Genomic DNA, 18,728 nt, shown 5'->3' with positions numbered 1-18,728 from the left:
GCAAAGCACAGTCCATACCAGATGCCGTGCTTTTGTGTAGGGCGGAAAAAAGCCGCGCATCATACCAGCATGCTCGGCGGGGGCCTATTGCCGTTGGCGAACGATCAACCGTTGTGCAAGCGGTCCCGTTTGGCCAATGTGGGGAACAGTTTTATCCACACACCGGTCACCACCAGCGTACCCACGCCACCCAGCACCACCGCTGGCACCGTGCCAAACCAGTGCGCGGTGACTCCAGACTCGAACTCACCCAGCTGGTTCGAAGCGCCAATGAACAACCCGTTCACCGCGCTCACCCGTCCGCGCATCTCGTCCGGGGTCTCCAGCTGCACGAAGGCGCCACGGATGACCATGCTGATCATGTCCGCTGCGCCCAGCACCACCAGCACCGCCAGCGAGAACCAGAACGAGGTCGACAGGCCAAAGGCGATGGTTGCCACGCCGAAGACCCCGACGGCGGTGAACATGGTCCGGCCGACCTTGCGCTCCACTGGGAAGCGCGCCAGCCACAGCGACATCAGCAGTGCCCCCACGGCTGGCGCCGAGCGCAGCAGGCCCAGGCCCCACGGGCCGGTGAGCAGGATGTCCTTGGCGAATACTGGCAGCAAAGCGGTGGCGCCACCGAGCAGTACCGCGAACAGGTCGAGCGAGATGGCCCCGAGGATGTCGGGCCGACTGCGGATGAAGCGGATCCCGGCCATCAACGATTCGATACTGGCGCGGCCTTTCTGCGGCACCTGCTGGCGCGAGTCGAGGCTGAGCATCAGCAGGCAGGCGATGGCGTACAGGGCGACGGTCGGGCCGTACACCCAGATGCTGCCGAAGGCGTACAGGAAACCGCCCACGGCCGGAGCCACGATAGTGGCCGCCTGTGTCGCCGAGGCCGAGGCCGCTACCGCCCGCGGGAACAGCCCGGGCGGCACCACGTTGGGCAGCAGCGCCTGGGTCGCGGGCATCTCGAACGAGCGAGCGGCACCGAGCAGGAAGGCCAGGGCGAAAATCAGTTCGCGGCTGACGTTGTCGGTGGCGCTGCCCACGACCAGCGCCAGGGCGATCAGCCCCTGCAAGGTCTGGCACAGCGCCGCGACCTTGCGCCGGTCATAGCGGTCGGCAACGTGCCCGGTGTGCAGCATGAACAGCACCCGCGGGGCAAACTCCACCAGGCCGACCAGGCCCAGGTCGAGCACGTTGCCAGTCAACTGGTAGAGGTGCCAGCCAATGGCCACGGTGAGCATCTGGAAGCCGCTGGCGGTGAACACCCGGGCTAGCCAGAAGGCGATGAACGGGCGGTGATGACACAACAACTGCGGTGCGGAATCGGACATCGGAAACCTGTTGGCCTCGGCGCAGTAGAGGGGCCCGCAGCGTATCATCTGTTTGTAACAAACAGTTACTGTTTGCCGTGATCGGCATTTTTTCACGTTCCGTGAAAGAGGGTGGGGCAACCGGTCACGCGGCAAACAACCACACGTCCCGGCGGGCCATTCGGGACTATGCTCACTAGCAATCGTTGACCTGGATCAATCGTTCCAGATGTAACGAATTGGCCCTCGGGCCGGAATCCCTGCGATCGAACAGAACAATTCCAACGTGCCGCACTCGACTACCGTGGGGGCAGTGGGCGACGGGGCCACAAGCCCGGACGCCGGATTATCTGAAGAGGAAGCACCATGTTCGGAATAGAGGCCTTAGAGCTCGCCCGAATGCAGTTTGCCTTTACCGTGTCGTTCCACATCCTGTTCCCGGCCATTACCATCGGCCTGGCAAGTTACCTGGCAGTCCTCGAAGGCCTCTGGCTGCGGACCCACCAGCAGGTTTACCGTGATCTCTACCACTTCTGGTCCAAGATCTTCGCCGTCAACTTTGGCATGGGCGTGGTCTCCGGCCTGGTCATGGCCTACCAGTTCGGTACCAATTGGAGCCGTTTTTCCGACTTTGCCGGTGCCATTACCGGCCCATTGCTGACCTATGAAGTGCTTACTGCCTTCTTCCTCGAGGCAGGCTTCCTGGGTGTCATGCTGTTCGGCTGGAACCGTGTCGGCCGTGGCCTGCACTTCTTTTCCACGGTGATGGTCGCGCTCGGCACCCTAGTATCGACCTTCTGGATTCTCGCCTCCAACAGCTGGATGCAGACCCCCCAGGGCCACGAGATCATCGATGGCCGGGTGGTGCCGGTGGACTGGTTTGCGGTGGTGTTCAACCCCTCGTTCCCCTATCGCCTGATGCACATGGCCACCGCTGCGTTCGTCTCCACGGCCTTCTTCGTCGGCGCTTCGGCGGCCTGGCACCTGCTGCGCGGGCGTGACAACCCGGCGGTGCGCAAGATGCTGTCGATGGCCATGTGGATGGCGCTGATCGTCGCCCCGATCCAGGCGGTAATCGGCGACTTCCACGGCCTCAACACGCTCAAGCACCAGCCGGTCAAGATTGCCGCCATCGAAGGCCACTGGGAGAATGTGCCCGGCGAGCCGACCCCGCTGATCCTCTTCGGCATCCCCGACATGAAGGCCGAAACCACCCGCTTCAAGGTCGAGATCCCGGCGCTCGGCAGCCTGATCCTGACCCACAGCCTGGACAAGCAGGTGCCGGCGATGAAGGAGTTCCCGCCTGAAGACCGGCCGAACTCGACCATCGTGTTCTGGTCGTTCCGGGTCATGGTCGGGCTCGGCTTCCTGATGATCTTCGTCGGCCTGTGGAGCCTGTGGCTACGCAAGCGCGGCACGCTCTACACCTCGCGGCCATTCCTCCATGTGGCGCTGTGGATGGGGCCTTCCGGGCTGATCGCGCTGCTCGCCGGCTGGTTCACCACCGAGATCGGCCGCCAGCCGTGGGTGGTGTATGGGCTGATGCGTACCGCCGATGGCGTGTCCAACCACAGTTATGCACAGCTTGGTTTTACCCTGGTTGCCTTCGTCGTGGTGTACTTCGCCCTGTTCGGTACCGGCCTCGGTTACATGTTGCGTCTGGTGCGCAAAGGCCCGCAGACCGGCGAGGGCGATGAGCCGAACCCCGGTGGCCCCGGCACTCAACGCACGCCGGCGCGGCCGCTGTCCGCTGCCGATGACAGCGCTGATGCCAACTCCACCCGCCTGAGCAAGGGGAACTGAGCCATGGGTATCGACCTTCCGCTGATCTGGGCCGTGATCATCATCTTCGGCATCATGATGTACGTGGTGATGGACGGCTTCGACCTGGGAATCGGCATGCTCTTCCCCTTCGTCAAGGGCGAGCATGACCGCGATGTGATGATGAACACCGTCGCCCCCGTATGGGACGGCAACGAAACCTGGCTGGTGCTGGGCGGCGCCGGGTTGTTCGGCGCTTTCCCGATGGCTTACGCCGTGGTGCTCGAAGCACTCTACCTGCCGTTGATCCTGATGCTGATCGGGCTGATCTTTCGTGGCGTGGCGTTCGAGTTCCGCTTCAAGGCCACCGCCGAGAAGCGTCACATCTGGGACAAGGCGTTCATCTGGGGCTCGCTGATCGCGACTTTCTTCCAGGGCGTGGCCCTGGGTGCCTTCCTCGAAGGCTTCAAGGTGGTCGACCGGCACTTCGCCGGCGGCACGCTCGACTGGCTGACACCGTTCAGCCTGTTCTGCGGCCTTGGCCTGATCGTCGCCTACACCCTGCTGGGCTGTACCTGGCTGATCATGAAGACCGAGGGCGATCTGCAACTGAGGATGCACGATCTCGCCCGCCCGCTGGCGCTGGTGCTGCTGGCCGTGATCGGCATCGTCAGCCTGTGGACCCCGATCGCTTATCCGCAGATTGCCGACCGCTGGTTCAGCATGCCCAACCTGTTCTGGTTCATGCCGGTACCGCTACTGGTGCTCGTGACGTTCTATGGCTTGCTCAAGGCGGTGGCACGCAATGCGCACTACACGCCGTTTCTGCTCACCCTGGTGCTGATCTTCCTGGGTTACAGCGGGCTGGGCATCAGCCTGTGGCCGAACATCATCCCGCCGTCGATCTCGATCTGGGATGCCGCAGCGCCGCCACAGAGCCAGGGCTTCATGCTGGTGGGCACGTTGTTCATCCTGCCGTTCATCCTCATGTACACCTTCTGGAGCTACTACGTGTTCCGCGGCAAGGTGACCCATGAAGACGGCTATCACTAGGAGGCTGCATGATGACCGGTAAACATGGGCTGGAAGACAAGAAGCCACTGTGGCAGCGGTTGGGCTGGCTGGTGCTGATCTGGGCGATGAGCGTGGCGGCCCTGGGCGTGGCGGCCTGGGTGATGCGGTTGTTCATGGGGGCCGCTGGCCTCACCACCCATTGAGATAGCTGGGGCTGCAAGGCAGCCCCCAAGGCTTTACTTTCGGGCTTTCAGGATCACGAACTTCGGCGTCGCCGCCACTTGCTCGACACCCCGGAACAACCGCGCGAGCTTGCTGTGATAGCCCAGGTGGCGGTTGCCGACGATGTACAGTGCACCGCCCACCACCAGCGCTTCGCGCGCCTGCTGGAACATGCGCCAGGCGAGGAAGTCACCCACGACCTGTTGCTGGTGAAACGGCGGGTTGCACAGCACCACATCCAGCGACTGTTTTTCCAGCGCGGCCAGGCCATCCCCCGGCATCACCGTGACCGGCCGCTCACCCAGGGCAGCCTGCCAGTTCTCCAGCGCCGATTGCACCGCCATGTACGATTCATCGACCAGGGTGAACTGGGCATCCGGGTTGGCCAGCGCACTGGCAATGGCCAACACGCCGTTGCCGCAGCCCAGGTCGGCAACGCGGGCGTTGCCCAGGTTGCGTGGCAAGTGGGGCAGGAAGGCACGGGTGCCGATATCCAGGCCCTCGCGGCAGAACACATTGGCATGGTTGAGCAGTTCCAGTGCCGGCGTGTCGAGCAGGTAGCGGGTCGGGTAGGGCGACGTTGCGCCAGGGCGGTCGGCGACCGTGGCAGTCAGCAAGCGGGCCTTTTTCTGCGCCAGGGACGCCTGCACCGGCCCGATGTACTTTTCCATCAGGTCACCGGCAGCCCGCGGCAGGTGCTTGATCATGGCTCCTGCAATCACCTGGGCGCCGGGTGCCAGCTGGCCTTGCAGGCGGATCAGTTGCTCTTCGAGCAGTGCCAGGGTCTTGGGTACGCGCACCAGCACCCGGTCGAACGGGCCTTGCCAGTGTTCGCTGGCCGGCACGAAGGGCACGCTGTCGAATGCCATGTCATTGCGGGCCAGGTTCTTCTCCAGGGCCATGCGCGCCAGGTGCGAGTCGCCGCTGCTGACCACTTGCAAGTGCCCGGCCAGGCTGGCAGCCAGGGCGCCGAAGCTGTCGTTGAGCACCAGCACGCGAGTGCCGGCTTGCAGGCCTTGCCCATGCAGCTGCCCGAGCAGGTATTCATCGGCGGCATCGAAGGCCTGCAGCGAGTCGTTGGCCTGGTCCGGCTGGCGGATCAGGTCGAGTGCGGCGTAGGGGGTGGTGAACAAAGGCATGGCGTCTGGCTCGGGAACGAATCTGCCCACAGCGGTTCGCCACGAGCTTTGCTGGGCGATTCTACAGGGCTTTGCCCGAGGCCGCAGGCCTGGCTACTCTTCGATCAGGCCACGCATCATGGCAATGGCGACGGCGCCGGCCTTGTTGGCGGCGTTGGTCTTGGTGATCACGCTACGGATATGGAAGTTCACCGTGCTTTGCGACAACGACAGGATGCAGGCCACGTCGGCAGCGGTCTTGCCCGCGGCCGACCACTTCAACACTTCGATTTCGCGGTCGCTCATCCTCAGTGGTGCACTGAGCTTGGCCAGGTGATATTGACTGATGATCGCGTGCAGGGTGTGGCACAACCACTGCACCTTTCCGGCCTTCTCATAAAGCTCGGCGATGTTCACTTCGCCGAGTGGCCGGCATACGGTGACCTGGCTTTCGTTGTGCTGAAGGTCATGCAGCGATTGCGTCCAGCCGTGGCGCAGGCCATGGGCGCAGGCTTGTTCGCGGTAGTGGGGCACGTCGCGGTACAGGTCGTCGGTCCACAACACCGGCATGGTAGAGCTGTGGCTGAGGGTCGCAGCGGCGTCCTGCTTGTAGAATTCGTCGCGTTGGTAGCGCTCTATCCATTCGACTGGATAGTTGCTGTAAAGGTACAGCCGGGGCGACTGGGCAGCCAGTTGAATGCGCACCTTCAACCCGAGGTATTCCATGTCCATGTCCTGGGCAAGGTGCACTGCAAGGTCGAACACCTTCTGCGGCGTACTTTCGCTGACCAGCTTGTGAAGATGTTCGTGGTTCCATTGAAGCATGTGCTTCTCCCTCGGACTTGCGCTCATCCGTTTGCATACCGGCATGATTGTAGGAAAAGACTGACCGTTTTGTTGGGATTTTTTGTTATAGCGGTCATGGTTTCACAAACAATTAATGAGAGCCATCTGCTGTGTCCCTACACTCCAGCGGTTTTTATCCGGTGCGCTTTGCGCGACACTGTGCGCACGCTATCGATGGAGCCCGTCATGACCGCCAGTGCCGAAAAATTTACCCGCCAGACCCTGCTCGACGTCCAGCCGCTGACGCCGAACCTGTTCAGCCTGCGGGTTTCGCGCGATTCCGGGTTTCGCTTCCGGGCCGGCCAGTTCGCCCGTCTGGGTGTGACCAAGGCGGATGGCAGCGTGGTCTGGCGTGCCTATTCGATGGTCAGTGCCCCCCATGACGAACACCTCGACTTCTTTTCAATCGTGGTACCAGGGGGGGAGTTCACCAGCGAGCTGAGTCGCCTGGGGGCGGGCGATAGCCTGTTGATCGACCGTCAGGCATTCGGCTACCTGACCCTCGACCGCTTCGTCGGCGGCCGCGACCTGTGGCTGTTGGCGACCGGCACTGGCATTGCGCCCTTCATGTCGATCCTGCAGGACTTCGAAGCCTGGGAGCGTTTCGACAACATCAAGCTGGTGTATTCGGTGCGTGAGGCAAAAGAGCTGGCGTATGTGGATGACATCGCCGGGCTGGAACAGCGTGATTATCTGGCCGAGTTTGCTGGCAAGCTGCAGTTCATCCCGGTGGTGACCCGTGAGCCGCACCCAGGGGCGTTGAATGCGCGCATCACCACGCTGATCGAAAATGGCGAACTGGAAAAGGCGGCGGGGCTTGCGCTGTCGCCCGAGCATTCGCGGATCATGCTCTGCGGCAACCCCGAGATGATCGACGAGACGCGCAAGGTGCTGAAGGCGCGTGACCTGCAACTGAGCCTGAGCAAGCGGCCGGGGCAGGTGGCGGTGGAAAACTACTGGTAATGCTAAAGGGGCCGCAATGCGGCCCCAGCCATTTTTCAGGGCAACCGGTTCTGGTTCTGCGTCTTGAGCAAGTCGCGGATTTCGGTAAGCAGCGTTTCCTGCGGGGTAGGGACGGGTGGCGTGGTCGGTGCCACGGCCTCTTCGCGTTTGAGACGGTTGATCGCCTTCACACCCATGAAGATGGCGAAGGCGACAATCAGAAAGTCGATCACGGTCTGGATGAACTTGCCATAGGCCAGCACCACGGCCGGTACATCACCTTCGGCAGCTTTCAGGGTGATGGCCAGGTCGCTGAAGTCGACACCGCCGATCAACAGGCCCAAAGGCGGCATGACCACGTCACCGACGAAGGACGAGACGATCTTGCCGAAGGCCGCGCCGATGATGATACCGACCGCCATGTCGACGACGTTGCCTTTGACCGCGAAGGCCTTGAACTCACTGATCATGCCCATGTCTGGTTCCTTGTAACAAATGGTGAGATTAAAGCAGTGTAAGCCACTAGAACGCTTCATGCGTTAGCTTCAGGGGTAGTGACTGCGGTTAGAACGAATAGTTTTGTCGCATCTCGACGGGTTCGAGACACGTCGGCCTCGGCTATCATGGCGGTTTTTTCCAGGAGACCCTGCCCATGGCCAAGGCCAAGCGCTTGTATGGCTGCACCGAGTGCGGCGCGACCTTCCCCAAATGGGCCGGCCAGTGCGCCGACTGCGGGGCCTGGAACACCCTGGTCGAAACCATGATCGAGAGCGGCGGTGCGGCGGCACCGAGCGGCCGTGCCGGCTGGACCGGGCAGCAGGCACAGATCAAGACCCTGGCCGAAGTCAGCGTCGAAGAAATCCCGCGCTTTACCACCAGCAGCACCGAACTCGACCGCGTGCTCGGCGGTGGCCTGGTCGATGGCTCTGTCGTGCTGATCGGCGGTGACCCGGGCATCGGCAAGTCGACCATCCTGCTGCAGACCTTGTGCAACATCGCCGTGGGCTTGCCGGCGTTGTACGTCACGGGTGAAGAGTCGCAGCAACAGGTGGCGATGCGCTCGCGGCGCCTGGGCCTGCCCCAGGACCAGCTCAAGGTGATGACCGAGACCTGCATCGAAACCATCATCGCCACCGCGCGGGTGGAAAAGCCCCGGGTCATGGTGATCGATTCGATCCAGACCATCTTCACCGAGCAATTGCAATCGGCCCCCGGCGGCGTGGCCCAGGTGCGCGAGAGTACGGCCCTGCTGGTGCGTTACGCCAAGCAGAGCGGCACTGCGATCTTCCTGGTCGGCCACGTCACCAAGGAAGGCTCGCTGGCCGGGCCGCGGGTGCTGGAGCACATGGTCGATACCGTGCTGTATTTCGAGGGCGAGTCCGATGGCCGCCTGCGCCTCTTGCGGGCCGTGAAGAACCGCTTCGGTGCGGTCAACGAACTGGGCGTGTTCGGCATGACCGACCGTGGCCTGAAAGAGGTCTCCAACCCCTCGGCGATCTTCCTTAACCGTACCCAGGAAGAAGTGCCGGGCAGTGTGGTCATGGCCACCTGGGAAGGCACCCGGCCGATGCTGGTGGAGGTGCAGGCGCTGGTCGATGACAGCCACCTGGCCAACCCCCGGCGGGTCACCCTGGGCCTGGACCAGAACCGCCTGGCCATGTTGCTGGCGGTATTGCACCGGCATGGTGGCATCCCCACCCATGATCAGGACGTGTTCCTCAACGTGGTCGGTGGGGTGAAGGTGCTGGAGACAGCCTCGGACCTGGCATTGCTGGCGGCGGTGATGTCCAGCCTGCGCAACCGGCCGTTGGCCCATGGGCTGCTGGTGTTCGGCGAGATCGGCCTGTCGGGTGAGGTGCGGCCAGTGCCCAGTGGCCAGGAGCGCCTGAAAGAGGCGGCCAAACATGGCTTCAAGCGCGCCATCGTGCCCAAGGGCAATGCGCCGAAAGAGCCGCCTGCAGGGTTGCAGGTGATTGCCGTGACCCGCCTGGAGCAGGCCCTGGACGCATTGTTCGAATAAACGAAAAAGGGGAGCCGACGATGCGCATCGGCTCCCCCACCTCACCACTCAGTCAGCGGTCAATGTTCGGCAACCGCACTGCGCCTGGGCGCCTGATTGCCGTGCTCGTCCAGTTCCATCACCGGCACTTCGTTGCCCTCGGCATCGAACAGCTTGCCGTCCTTGAAGTAGTCCCCATCACGCAGGCACGAGATGTCCGAGTACTGGATGGTGCGTTCGTACGCGGCGGCGAATACCGACTGGTTCTCCGAGTTGCCTGTCTTGAAGTGGTTGAACAGCAGGTTCAGCAGGATGGCCATGATCGCTGCCGAGCTGATGCCCGAGTGGAAGATGGTCTCGAACCAGTTCGGGAAGTGGTGATAGAAGTTCGGCGCTGCGATCGGGATCATGCCGAAGCCCAGCGAGGCGGCGACGATGATCAGGTTGACGTTGTTCTTGTAGTTGACCTTCGACAGGGTACGGATACCGCTGGCGGCCACGGTGCCGAACAGCACGATACCCGCGCCACCCAGTACCGGGGTCGGTACGGCGGCAATAACCCGGCCCATGACCGGCAGCAGGCCGAGCACCACCAGGATAACGCCGCCGGTGGCCACCACATAGCGGCTCTTGACCCCGGTCACGGCCACCAGGCCGACGTTCTGGGCGAAGGCGCTTTGGGTGAACGAACCGAAGATCGGCGCCAGGATGCTCGACGCCATGTCGGCGCGCAGGCCGTTGCCCAGGCGCTTGGAGTCGACCTTGGTGTCGATGATCTCACCCACGGCGAGGATGTCGGCCGAGGTTTCCACCAGGGTCACCATGATCACGATGCACATCGACAGGATCGCGGCGATGTGGAACTCAGGCATGCCGAAGTGGAACGGCGTGGGGAAGGCGAACATCGGGCCTTCGCTGACCTTGCTGAAGTCGGTCATGCCCAGCGCCCAGGCAATCAGGGTGCCGACCACCATGGCCAGCAGGATCGACAGTCGCGAGATGGTCGCGCTGCCGAGCTTGCTCAGCAGCAGGACGATAGCGAAGGTCAGCGCGGCCAGGCCGATGTTGGCCACGCTGCCGAACTCCGGCGAAGCGCTGTTGCCGCCCATCACCCAGCGTGCTGCGACAGGCATCAGGGTCAGGCCGATGGTGGTGATGACGATGCCGGTCACCAGCGGCGGGAAGAACTTGGTAATGCGCGAGAACACAGGGGTGATCAGGAAACCGATCACCGAAGCCGCCATGACCGCGCCGAGCACACCCGGCAAGCCTCCACCTCCCTCGCTGCTGAGGATGGCGCCCATGGTCGCCACGCCGGCGAACGAAACGCCCTGCACCAGCGGCAACTGGCAACCGAAGAACGGGATGCCCAGCGTCTGCAGCAAGGTCGCCAGGCCACCAGCAAACAGCGAGGCGGCGATCAGCATGCCGATCTCGGCACCGTTGAGGCCGGCTGCCTGGCCCAGGATCAGGGGTACCGCGACGATCCCGCCATACATGGTCAGCACATGCTGCAGACCATAGGCCAGGTTGGCACCAAGCCCGAGGTTTTCATCCTCGGGGCGCTTGGCGGGAGACGTGCTAGGGGACGTAGTCATGGAGCAGGCTCTCTGTTTATTGTTGTGGCACTACTGTAGACATTTCCTACAAATGATTGCTACATGAATTGTATACAATATTTTGATCGGAGCGCGAACAGCTAGCCTTGAAATGTGTGCAGATACGCAATGCAGATCGCGTACCAAGTGGCTCAAGGCTGTGCTAGAGAGGTGTGTACAAGGTGTCGATACCCAGACTTGAAGCTGTCTGGGTAGACAGGAAACAGAGGGTGGGGGAGCTGTTAGCTAGCTAAGAGATTCTATTCTTCGATGAGTTCGCGCAGCTCACGCATCATTTCAGTGCCATCGGCCAGGTTCAATTCCACAAGACGGTGCAAATGGCTCATTGATTCCACGTCGATGTACAGGCAGATGAACCCCAGGCGGGTGGGCTCCTCATGGCGCAGTTCCACCTGCATCTGCACGCGGACATCGCTGTCGAGGTGGATGATCGCATCGAAATCCTGGGTGAGGTCGGCGTCCCAGGGCTCGGGGCGTTTGACCAGAATCCCCTTGAGCGACACATCCAACAGTTTTACCGGCCAACGGCGGTCGCCCTGGCGTAATTCGGCAGGAGCGTCGAAATCAATGCGCTGGAAGCGTCGGCGTTCGTCGTGATCGCTCATGGTGGCAGCTCCTCGGGTGACATCCTGACTATAGTTAGTGGGGTATGTGCATCAGGTACCGCAATCTGGCCGCAGAGGCTCTAGACCAAAGCAAGTGTGGCAATGCGCGATGACACGCCCTAGACTCGATGGGCGGTCTTTTCCAATCCACCAGCTGGAAGCAAACCATGAACAACAATAATAGCCTGCTACGCCACATTCCGTGGCTGGCGCTGGCAGTCATAGGGGCCTGCGCGCTGGGTGTGGTTGCCCTGCGTCGCGGCGAGGCGATCAATGCCTTGTGGATCGTGGTCGCGGCGGTGGCCATCTACCTGGTCGCCTACCGTTACTACAGCCTGTTCATCGCCACCAAGGTGATGCAACTCGACCCACGCCGAGCCACCCCCGCGGTGCTCAACAATGACGGTCTGGACTACGTTCCGACCAACAAGCACATTCTTTTCGGTCACCACTTCGCCGCCATCGCCGGCGCCGGCCCGCTGGTCGGCCCGGTGCTCGCCGCACAGATGGGCTACCTGCCCGGTACGCTGTGGCTGATCGCTGGTGTGGTGCTGGCCGGCGCGGTGCAGGACTTCATGGTCCTGTTCCTCTCCACCCGCCGCAACGGCCGCTCGCTGGGCGACATGGTGCGCGAGGAGATGGGCCGTATCCCGGGGACCATCGCCCTGTTCGGTTGCTTCCTGATCATGATCATCATCCTCGCGGTGCTGGCGCTGATCGTGGTCAAGGCCCTGGCCGAGAGCCCATGGGGCATGTTCACGGTGATGGCGACCATCCCGATCGCGATGTTCATGGGCATCTACATGCGCTACATCCGCCCGGGCCGCATCGGCGAGATCTCGGTGGTTGGCGTGGTGTTGCTGCTGGCGTCGATCTGGCTGGGGGGCCAGATTGCTGCCGATCCGGTCTGGGGCCCGGCGTTCACCTTCACGGGCGTGCAGATCACCTGGATGCTGGTCGGCTACGGCTTCGTTGCTGCGGTGCTGCCGGTGTGGCTGGTGCTGGCGCCGCGTGACTACCTGTCGACCTTCCTCAAGATCGGTACCATCATCGCCCTGGCGATCGGCATCCTGGTGACCATGCCCGAGCTGAAAATGCCAGCGCTGACCCAGTTCACCGACGGTACCGGCCCGGTGTGGAAGGGCACCCTGTTCCCGTTCCTGTTCATCACCATCGCCTGTGGCGCGGTGTCTGGCTTCCACGCGCTGATCTCCTCGGGGACCACGCCGAAGCTGCTGGACAACGAAGCCAATGCCCGCTACATCGGCTACGGCGGCATGCTGATGGAATCGTTCGTCGCGATCATGGCCATGGTTGCCGCCTCGGTGATCGAGCCAGGCGTGTACTTCGCCATGAACAGCCCGGCCGCGGTGGTCGGTGCCGACGTTGCGTCGGTGGCGCAGACGGTCAGCAGCTGGGGCTTCATGATCACCCCTGAGCAGCTCGAAGCGGTGGCCCGCGACATCGGCGAGCACACCGTACTCGCCCGTGCCGGTGGTGCGCCGACCTTGGCGGTGGGTATCGCGCAGATCCTGCACCAGGTGCTGCCGGGTGAGAACACCATGGCCTTCTGGTACCACTTCGCGATCCTGTTCGAAGCGCTGTTCATCCTCACCGCAGTGGACGCCGGTACCCGTGCCGGTCGCTTCATGCTGCAGGACTTGCTGGGCAGCTTCGTGCCGGCCCTCAAGCGCACCGAGTCGTGGACCGCCAACCTGATCGGCACCGCCGGTTGCGTGGCATTGTGGGGTTACCTGCTGTACCAGGGCGTGATCGACCCGCTGGGTGGCATCAACACCCTGTGGCCGCTGTTTGGTATCTCCAACCAGATGCTGGCCGGTATCGCCCTGATGCTCGGCACCGTGGTCCTGATCAAGATGAAGCGCGAGCGCTACATCTGGGTCACCCTGTTGCCGGCTGCCTGGCTGCTGATCTGCACCACTGCGGCAGGCCTGATCAAGCTGTTCGACCCGAACCCGGCGGTCGGCTTCCTGGCCCTGGCCAAGAAGTACAGCACTGCGCTGGATGCTGGTCAGGTGCTGGCCCCGGCCAAGGACATCAGCCAGATGCAACACGTGATCTTCAACGCCTACACCAACGCCGGCCTGACCATTCTGTTCCTGCTGGTGGTGTTCAGTGTGCTGTTCTTCGCCCTTAAGGTCGGTTATGCCGCCCTCGGCCGAAAAGAGCGTACCGACAAGGAAACCCCGTTCCAGGCCCTGCCTGACGCTTGAGAGGACTGCAGTGATGTTCAACGACCTGGGTCGACTGGGTAAATACCTGGGGCAGGCAGCCCGCCTGATGGTCGGCATGCCCGACTACGACAACTACGTCGAGCACATGCGCAACAAGCACCCGGACAAGCCGGTGATGTCGTACGAGGCGTTCTTCCGCGAACGCCAGGAAGCGCGTTACGGTGGCAAGTCCGGGCCCAAGTGCTGTTGAACACTGCGCCGGCCCTAGCTGCCGGCGCACTTTTTCTGTGGGAGCGGCCTTGTGTCGCGATTGGGCCGCAAAGCGGCCCCAGGTTTTCAGCTTCGCCGCTGAAAGTGCCGGGGCCGCTATGCGGCCCCATCGCGACACAAGGCCGCTCCCACATTGATCGCTGATCTCCCCATCACTTTTCTACCGCACAGGAGATTTCTGCGTGCAGACGCCCATTCCCGTTACTGTTCTTACCGGATTTCTCGGTGCCGGCAAGACCACCTTGCTCAAGCACATGCTCAAGGCCGAGCACGGCCTGAAGATCGCCGTGATCGAGAACGAATTCAGCGAGGCCGGTATCGACAGCCAGCTGCTTGGCGACGAGCCGGTACAGGTCATGACCTTGGCCAACGGCTGTGTGTGCTGCAGCATCCATGGCGACCTGACCCGTGCTCTGTATCTGCTGCTCGAGCGCCTGGATGCCGGCGAGATCGCCTTCGACCGCCTGGTGATCGAATGCACCGGCCTGGCCGACCCAGCGCCCGTTGCACAGACATTCTTCGTTGACGAAGAACTGCGTGATCGTTACATCCTCGACGGCATCATCACCCTGGTCGATGCCGCACACGCCGACGTGCACCTGAGCCAGACCATCGCCCAGGCCCAGGTCGGTTTTGCCGATCGCCTGCTGCTGAGCAAGACCGACCTGGTCGAGCCGGCTGTGGTGGAGGCCTTGCGTGAGCGCCTGGCGCGCATCAATGGTCGGGCGGCCATCCGTGTGGTCGAGCATGGCCGTATCGACCTGGCCGAACTGCTCGATGTGCGCGGCTTCAACCTGAACCCGGACCTGGGCGCCAACCTCAAGCCGAGCCTGCGCCCGTTGCTCAAGCCGGCCACCCCTGACCGGATTTCCACCCTGGTGCTGCGCACCGATACCGCGCTGGACATCGACCGCCTCAGCGACTTCATGAATGAACTGCTTGAAGCGCACGGCCAGCAGTTGCTGCGCTACAAGGGCGTGCTGAACATTGCCGGTGAGGACCGTCGTCTGGTGTTCCAGGGGGTGCTCAAGCTGTACGGTTTCGACTGGGATGCCGAATGGGCGGCAGACGAGAACCGCGAAAGCGTGATGGTATTCATTGCCGATGAACTGCCCGAAGCTAAGATTCGGGCTGGGTTCGAGGCGCTGGCTGCGGGTTGAGCCGACGGGGCGACTGGGCCTCGAACCATTGCGGCCAGGAACTGCGGTGGCGTGTTTCGACTTCGATGCACGGGATCAGTCGTTCGGTGAGCACAGCAGTTTGCCGCACGGCCTTGGCGGTGCGGTACTTGACGCTGTGGACGCACTCTCGGTCGCCAAACTCGCAGCGGTTCAGTGCCGTGCCGCCGCAAGGGCCGTTGGCCAGGCCCTTGGGGCAGGTTTCCGGGCAGGTGTAGAGGGTGTCTTCCAGGCGGCAGCGCCCGCAGGTGTCGCAGCCAGTGAGCGGGCGTTTGATCGCCCGTTCCAGCCCATGCAGCACACGGGCGCCGCGCGTCGTTGCCCAGAGTGGCTGGCGCACGGTCCAGCCGAACACCTTGCTCAGCCAGTTGGTGCGGCTGAACAGCAGCGAATGGGCGCTGTGCAGCAGGTGATAACGGATTTTTTCCCTCCCCGAGGCATTGACGGTCGATTCGCCCTGGCGCCAGTTGCCCTGTGGCGGATGGAACGCAACGATTGGCAGGCCCGGCATCTGCCAGCTGTCGGCCCAGGCGGGTGCCCAGTGTTCCAGCGTGTGGATCTGCGCCTGCCAGTGCTGCAGGCGCTCCTCCAGTGCAAGCAGTTGCTTGAGTTCGTGAATCCCCGACAGGTGCACGCCTGCATAACCCATCAGCTTCACACCGATGATCTGCAAGGCCAGGCGGTCGACGCTGCGCGCCTGGGCGAAAGCCTTGGATACCTTGCTTTCGGCTTCAAGCAGGTCGCGCATTGAGGGCGAGACGGTTACCCCCGCCACCTGTTCGAGCATCGTAGCGCGGCCGTGAGTCAGGCTCATCAGGCAGGCCAGCATCGGTTTGGGCGAAGCCTGGCGCTGCATCCAGTGCATGGCTTCCTGGTGCTTGCTGGCATCGAAGCCCAGTTGCAGGGTAAGGAAATCGGCGCCGGCAGCGAGTTTCTTCTCGGCCTTGAAGTACTGTGCGCCGCCTTCTTCCTCGTGATACTTGAAGGGGTTCAGTGCCGCGCCGAGCAACCAGTGCGGGCAGGCCTGGCGCGCAATCATCAAGGCCGCGACCGACTCCAGGTAGCGTACCGGGCGTGCACCGGGCTGGTGGCCGGGCAGGCGGTCACCGGTAAGCAGCAGCAATTGATCGAGCCCGGCTGCGTCCATGCGCTGCAATTGAGCCAGAAGATGATGGCGCTCGCGGTCCTTGCCGGAAAAGTGCGGCAAGGCGGGCGGTGGGGTGCTGAAGGAGGCGAGGGCGTCCAGGGGCGACATGTCCAGCGGGCTGCCCACGCGGTCGCCGATGGCGACGGTCATCGGCCAGCCACACAATTGCCCGCGGGCCATCATCGCCTCCATTGCCGCAAAGCGCTCTGCCGAGGGCTTGGGGACGAATTCCATGACGCAGACGAAATGTTTATCGCACAGCGCAGCTTTCAGCAGGCTCATGGCTCGAGGGCACCTGGAGTATTCAGGTTGGCAGTGTGCGGCAGGTTGGCGGTTGGGCTCATGTCTGAATACGTAGGTTGCTGCTCTGAACGAGACATTCAGGCTCATCGGGATCATGAGAATTTTTTGAGTTCATCTCAAATTTAATGAGTTTGTCTCAGGAGATGGCTGGCCGGAAAATGCCCTCATTCATTTCAGGACTCAAGGGACAAGACATGGCACTGGCACACAACCTGGGCTTTCCACGCTTTGGCAGTGACCGCGAATTGCGTGCCCGCCACTGGCAAGTGCAGAAAGATGCCGGCATTGAGCTGCTGCCAGTTGGCGATTTCGCCTGGTGCCATCAGCCGTTTGCCCAATGCTGGGAGCAACTGTTCGACGAAGTAACAGAAGCCAAGGCGTTGGGCCATGCAGTCAAACCGGTGGTGACCGGCCCTTTGACCTACCTGTGGCAGGCCAGCAAAGGCAACGCTGACCTCGACGAGCTGGAACACCTGCTGCCGCTGTATGACCTGAGTCTGAATCGTCTGGCTGCCCTAGGCGCCGAATGGGTGCAGATCGATGAGCCGATCCTGGCCCAGGAACTGCCGCAGGATTGGAAAAACGCGTTTGAACGTGTCTACAACATCCTTCAGCGTGCACCGCTGAAGAAGCTGATCGCCACCTACTTCGGTGGCCTGGAAGGCAACCTCGGCCTGGCCGTCAACCTGCCGGTCGATGGCTTGCACGTCGACCTGGTACAGGCCCCCGAGCAGTATCAGACCATCCTCGACCGGCTGCCGGCCTACAAGGTGCTGTCGCTCGGCCTGGTCGACGGCCGCAACGCCTCGCCCTGCGACCTGGAAAATACCCTGGACCTGCTGCGCGATGCCCACGACCGTCTGGGCGATCGGCTGTGGGTGAGCACAGCCTGTCCGTTGCTGCACAGCCCGGTGGAGCAGGCCGTGCACAAGTGCCAGGAAGCCGCGCTGCTGGTCAGGGGCGTCAATGAAGCGGCTGCCCGCGAGTTGCGCGCTACGGCCTGATCAACGCTCAATCGCCAGCGCGACACCCTGGCCACCACCAATGCACAAGGTGGCCAGCCCTTTTTTGGCATCACGCTTGATCATTTCGTGCAGCAGGGTCACCAGCACCCGGCATCCGGAAGCACCAATCGGATGCCCCAGGGCAATCGCGCCGCCATTGACGTTGACCTTGCTTGCATCCCACTCCAGCGCCTTGCCCACCGCCAGTGCCTGCGCGGCAAAGGCTTCGTTGGCCTCGATCAGGTCAAGGTCAGCCAGCTGCCAGCCGGCCTTGTCCAGGCAGCGCTGGGTCGCCGACACCGGGCCGATGCCCATGATTGCCGGGTCCACGCCTGCGCTGGCGTAGGCGGAAATTTTCGCCAGTACCGGCAGCCCCAAGGCCTGAGCCTTGCTGGCGCTCATCAGCAACACTGCGGCAGCGCCGTCGTTCAGGCTGGAGGCATTGCCGGCGGTGACGCTGCCGTCTTTCTTGAATGCAGGGCGCAGCTTGGCCAGCGATTCGGCGGTGGTATCCGGACGGGGTTGTTCGTCACGGTCGAAGACTTTCGGCTCGCCTTTTTTCTGCGGCATCACGATCGGAGTGATTTCGTCCTTGAACCGGCCCGCTTCCATTGCCGCCACGGCCCTGCGCTGCGATTCGGCAGCGAAGGCATCCTGCTGCTCACGACCAAGGCCGTACTTTTCCACCAGGTTCTCGGCAGTGATGCCCATGTGGTAATCGTTGAAGGCGTCCCACAGACCATCGCTGATCATGCTGTCGATCAGCTGACCATGGCCCATGCGCTGGCCGGTCCGTGCCGACGGCATTACGTAGGGCGCCAGGCTCATGTTCTCCTGGCCACCGGCGATCACCACGTCGGCGTCACCGCAGCGGATCGCCTGGGCCGCCAGGTGCAGGGCCTTCAGGCCCGAGCCGCAGACCTTGTTCAGGGTCAGCGCCGGCACGCTGTAGGGCAGGCCGGCCTTGATCGCGGCCTGGCGGGCCGGATTCTGCCCGGCCCCGGCGGTGAGCACCTGGCCGAGGATCACTTCGTCGACCTGGGCCGGGTCCAGCCGGGTCTGTTCCAGCAGCTGCCTGATCACCGCCGCACCGAGGTCGACGGCAGGCACATTGGCCAGGGCACCCTGGAAGCTGCCGATGGCGGTACGGGTTGCGGCGACGATGACCACATCGTTCATGTTGTTGTTCTCCGGGCAATGG

The 18,728-nt window shown here is 62.9% G+C and carries 17 protein-coding genes; 9 read left to right on the top strand and 8 right to left on the bottom strand.

Annotated elements, in window-relative coordinates; genetic code table 11:
- Positions 1–104: 104 nt before the first annotated feature.
- Positions 105–1,325 carry an MFS transporter gene (locus tag ACIPW4_RS22200; RefSeq protein ID WP_400661504.1) on the bottom strand — a complete coding sequence of 407 codons (1,221 nt, stop codon included), beginning with the start codon at positions 1,323–1,325 and terminating at the stop codon, positions 105–107.
- Between the two features lie 345 nt (positions 1,326–1,670).
- On the opposite strand from ACIPW4_RS22200, the gene ACIPW4_RS22195 reads away from it, so the two are divergent.
- The 3 genes from ACIPW4_RS22195 to ACIPW4_RS22185 are packed head-to-tail and all read left to right on the top strand — an operon-like array spanning position 1,671 to position 4,282.
- Positions 1,671–3,107, top strand: coding sequence for a cytochrome ubiquinol oxidase subunit I (locus tag ACIPW4_RS22195; RefSeq protein ID WP_400661502.1), 1,437 nt, complete (start codon positions 1,671–1,673; stop codon positions 3,105–3,107).
- Positions 3,108–3,110: 3 nt separating this feature from the next.
- A complete protein-coding gene (gene cydB, locus ACIPW4_RS22190; RefSeq protein ID WP_400661501.1) occupies positions 3,111–4,118 on the top strand; it encodes a cytochrome d ubiquinol oxidase subunit II in 1,008 nt (335 codons plus the stop codon).
- 8 nt (positions 4,119–4,126) lie between these two features.
- Positions 4,127–4,282 carry a DUF2474 domain-containing protein gene (locus ACIPW4_RS22185; protein ID WP_060508707.1) on the top strand — a complete coding sequence of 52 codons (156 nt, stop codon included), beginning with the start codon at positions 4,127–4,129 and terminating at the stop codon, positions 4,280–4,282.
- Positions 4,283–4,315: 33 nt separating this feature from the next.
- On the opposite strand, the gene ACIPW4_RS22180 is transcribed toward ACIPW4_RS22185, so the two are convergent.
- Together ACIPW4_RS22180 and ACIPW4_RS22175 are read right to left on the bottom strand one after the other, a co-directional pair.
- Positions 4,316–5,440: a methyltransferase gene (locus ACIPW4_RS22180; protein ID WP_400661499.1), complete on the bottom strand. Its 1,125-nt coding sequence runs from the start codon at positions 5,438–5,440 to the stop codon at positions 4,316–4,318.
- Between the two features lie 93 nt (positions 5,441–5,533).
- Positions 5,534–6,244, bottom strand: coding sequence for an autoinducer binding domain-containing protein (locus ACIPW4_RS22175; RefSeq protein WP_400661497.1), 711 nt, complete (start codon positions 6,242–6,244; stop codon positions 5,534–5,536).
- 207 nt (positions 6,245–6,451) lie between these two features.
- On the opposite strand from ACIPW4_RS22175, the gene ACIPW4_RS22170 reads away from it, so the two are divergent.
- On the top strand, positions 6,452–7,228 hold the full coding sequence (locus ACIPW4_RS22170; protein WP_400661495.1) for a ferredoxin--NADP reductase: 777 nt from the start codon (positions 6,452–6,454) through the stop codon (positions 7,226–7,228).
- Positions 7,229–7,263: 35 nt separating this feature from the next.
- Here ACIPW4_RS22170 and mscL read toward each other — a convergent pair whose 3' ends face one another.
- The gene (gene mscL / locus ACIPW4_RS22165) at positions 7,264–7,683 is read right to left on the bottom strand and encodes a large-conductance mechanosensitive channel protein MscL (protein ID WP_400661494.1); all 420 of its coding nucleotides are present in this window, start codon (positions 7,681–7,683) and stop codon (positions 7,264–7,266) included.
- Positions 7,684–7,859: 176 nt separating this feature from the next.
- Here mscL and radA point away from each other — a divergent pair, with 176 nt between their 5' ends.
- Complete coding sequence (gene radA, locus ACIPW4_RS22160; protein WP_060485566.1) at positions 7,860–9,227, top strand: DNA repair protein RadA; 1,368 nt, start codon at positions 7,860–7,862, stop codon at positions 9,225–9,227.
- A 59-nt stretch (positions 9,228–9,286) separates the two neighbouring features.
- Here radA and ACIPW4_RS22155 read toward each other — a convergent pair whose 3' ends face one another.
- On the bottom strand, positions 9,287–10,804 hold the full coding sequence (locus tag ACIPW4_RS22155; RefSeq protein WP_400661492.1) for a nucleobase:cation symporter-2 family protein: 1,518 nt from the start codon (positions 10,802–10,804) through the stop codon (positions 9,287–9,289).
- Positions 10,805–11,064: 260 nt separating this feature from the next.
- Positions 11,065–11,430, bottom strand: coding sequence for a PilZ domain-containing protein (locus ACIPW4_RS22150; RefSeq protein WP_400661491.1), 366 nt, complete (start codon positions 11,428–11,430; stop codon positions 11,065–11,067).
- A 167-nt stretch (positions 11,431–11,597) separates the two neighbouring features.
- Here ACIPW4_RS22150 and ACIPW4_RS22145 point away from each other — a divergent pair, with 167 nt between their 5' ends.
- The 3 genes from ACIPW4_RS22145 (at position 11,598) to yjiA (ending at position 15,055) form a co-directional block, all read left to right on the top strand.
- Positions 11,598–13,664, top strand: coding sequence for a carbon starvation CstA family protein (locus ACIPW4_RS22145; RefSeq protein ID WP_400661490.1), 2,067 nt, complete (start codon positions 11,598–11,600; stop codon positions 13,662–13,664).
- A gap of 13 nt (positions 13,665–13,677) precedes the next feature.
- The gene (locus ACIPW4_RS22140; RefSeq protein ID WP_400661488.1) at positions 13,678–13,875 is read left to right on the top strand and encodes a YbdD/YjiX family protein; all 198 of its coding nucleotides are present in this window, start codon (positions 13,678–13,680) and stop codon (positions 13,873–13,875) included.
- A 202-nt stretch (positions 13,876–14,077) separates the two neighbouring features.
- Complete coding sequence (gene yjiA / locus ACIPW4_RS22135) at positions 14,078–15,055, top strand: GTPase (protein ID WP_400661486.1); 978 nt, start codon at positions 14,078–14,080, stop codon at positions 15,053–15,055.
- Here the strand turns inward: yjiA and ACIPW4_RS22130 are convergent.
- Positions 15,015–16,502, bottom strand: coding sequence for a methylenetetrahydrofolate reductase C-terminal domain-containing protein (locus ACIPW4_RS22130; RefSeq protein ID WP_400661484.1), 1,488 nt, complete (start codon positions 16,500–16,502; stop codon positions 15,015–15,017). The genes yjiA and ACIPW4_RS22130 overlap by 41 nt on opposite strands.
- Positions 16,503–16,717: 215 nt before the next feature.
- Here ACIPW4_RS22130 and ACIPW4_RS22125 point away from each other — a divergent pair, with 215 nt between their 5' ends.
- Complete coding sequence (locus tag ACIPW4_RS22125; RefSeq protein WP_400661482.1) at positions 16,718–17,527, top strand: 5-methyltetrahydropteroyltriglutamate--homocysteine methyltransferase; 810 nt, start codon at positions 16,718–16,720, stop codon at positions 17,525–17,527.
- Here ACIPW4_RS22125 and ACIPW4_RS22120 read toward each other — a convergent pair whose 3' ends face one another.
- Positions 17,528–18,706: an acetyl-CoA C-acetyltransferase gene (locus tag ACIPW4_RS22120; protein WP_400661481.1), complete on the bottom strand. Its 1,179-nt coding sequence runs from the start codon at positions 18,704–18,706 to the stop codon at positions 17,528–17,530. It abuts the gene before it with no gap.
- Positions 18,707–18,728: the final 22 nt, after the last annotated feature.

It is taken from the genome of Pseudomonas sp. NPDC089996 (assembly GCF_044748405.1).
Taxonomy (GTDB): Bacteria; Pseudomonadota; Gammaproteobacteria; order Pseudomonadales; family Pseudomonadaceae; genus Aquipseudomonas.
Note: the sequence above shows the minus strand (reverse complement) of the source record. Positions and strands in the feature narration are given on the sequence as shown.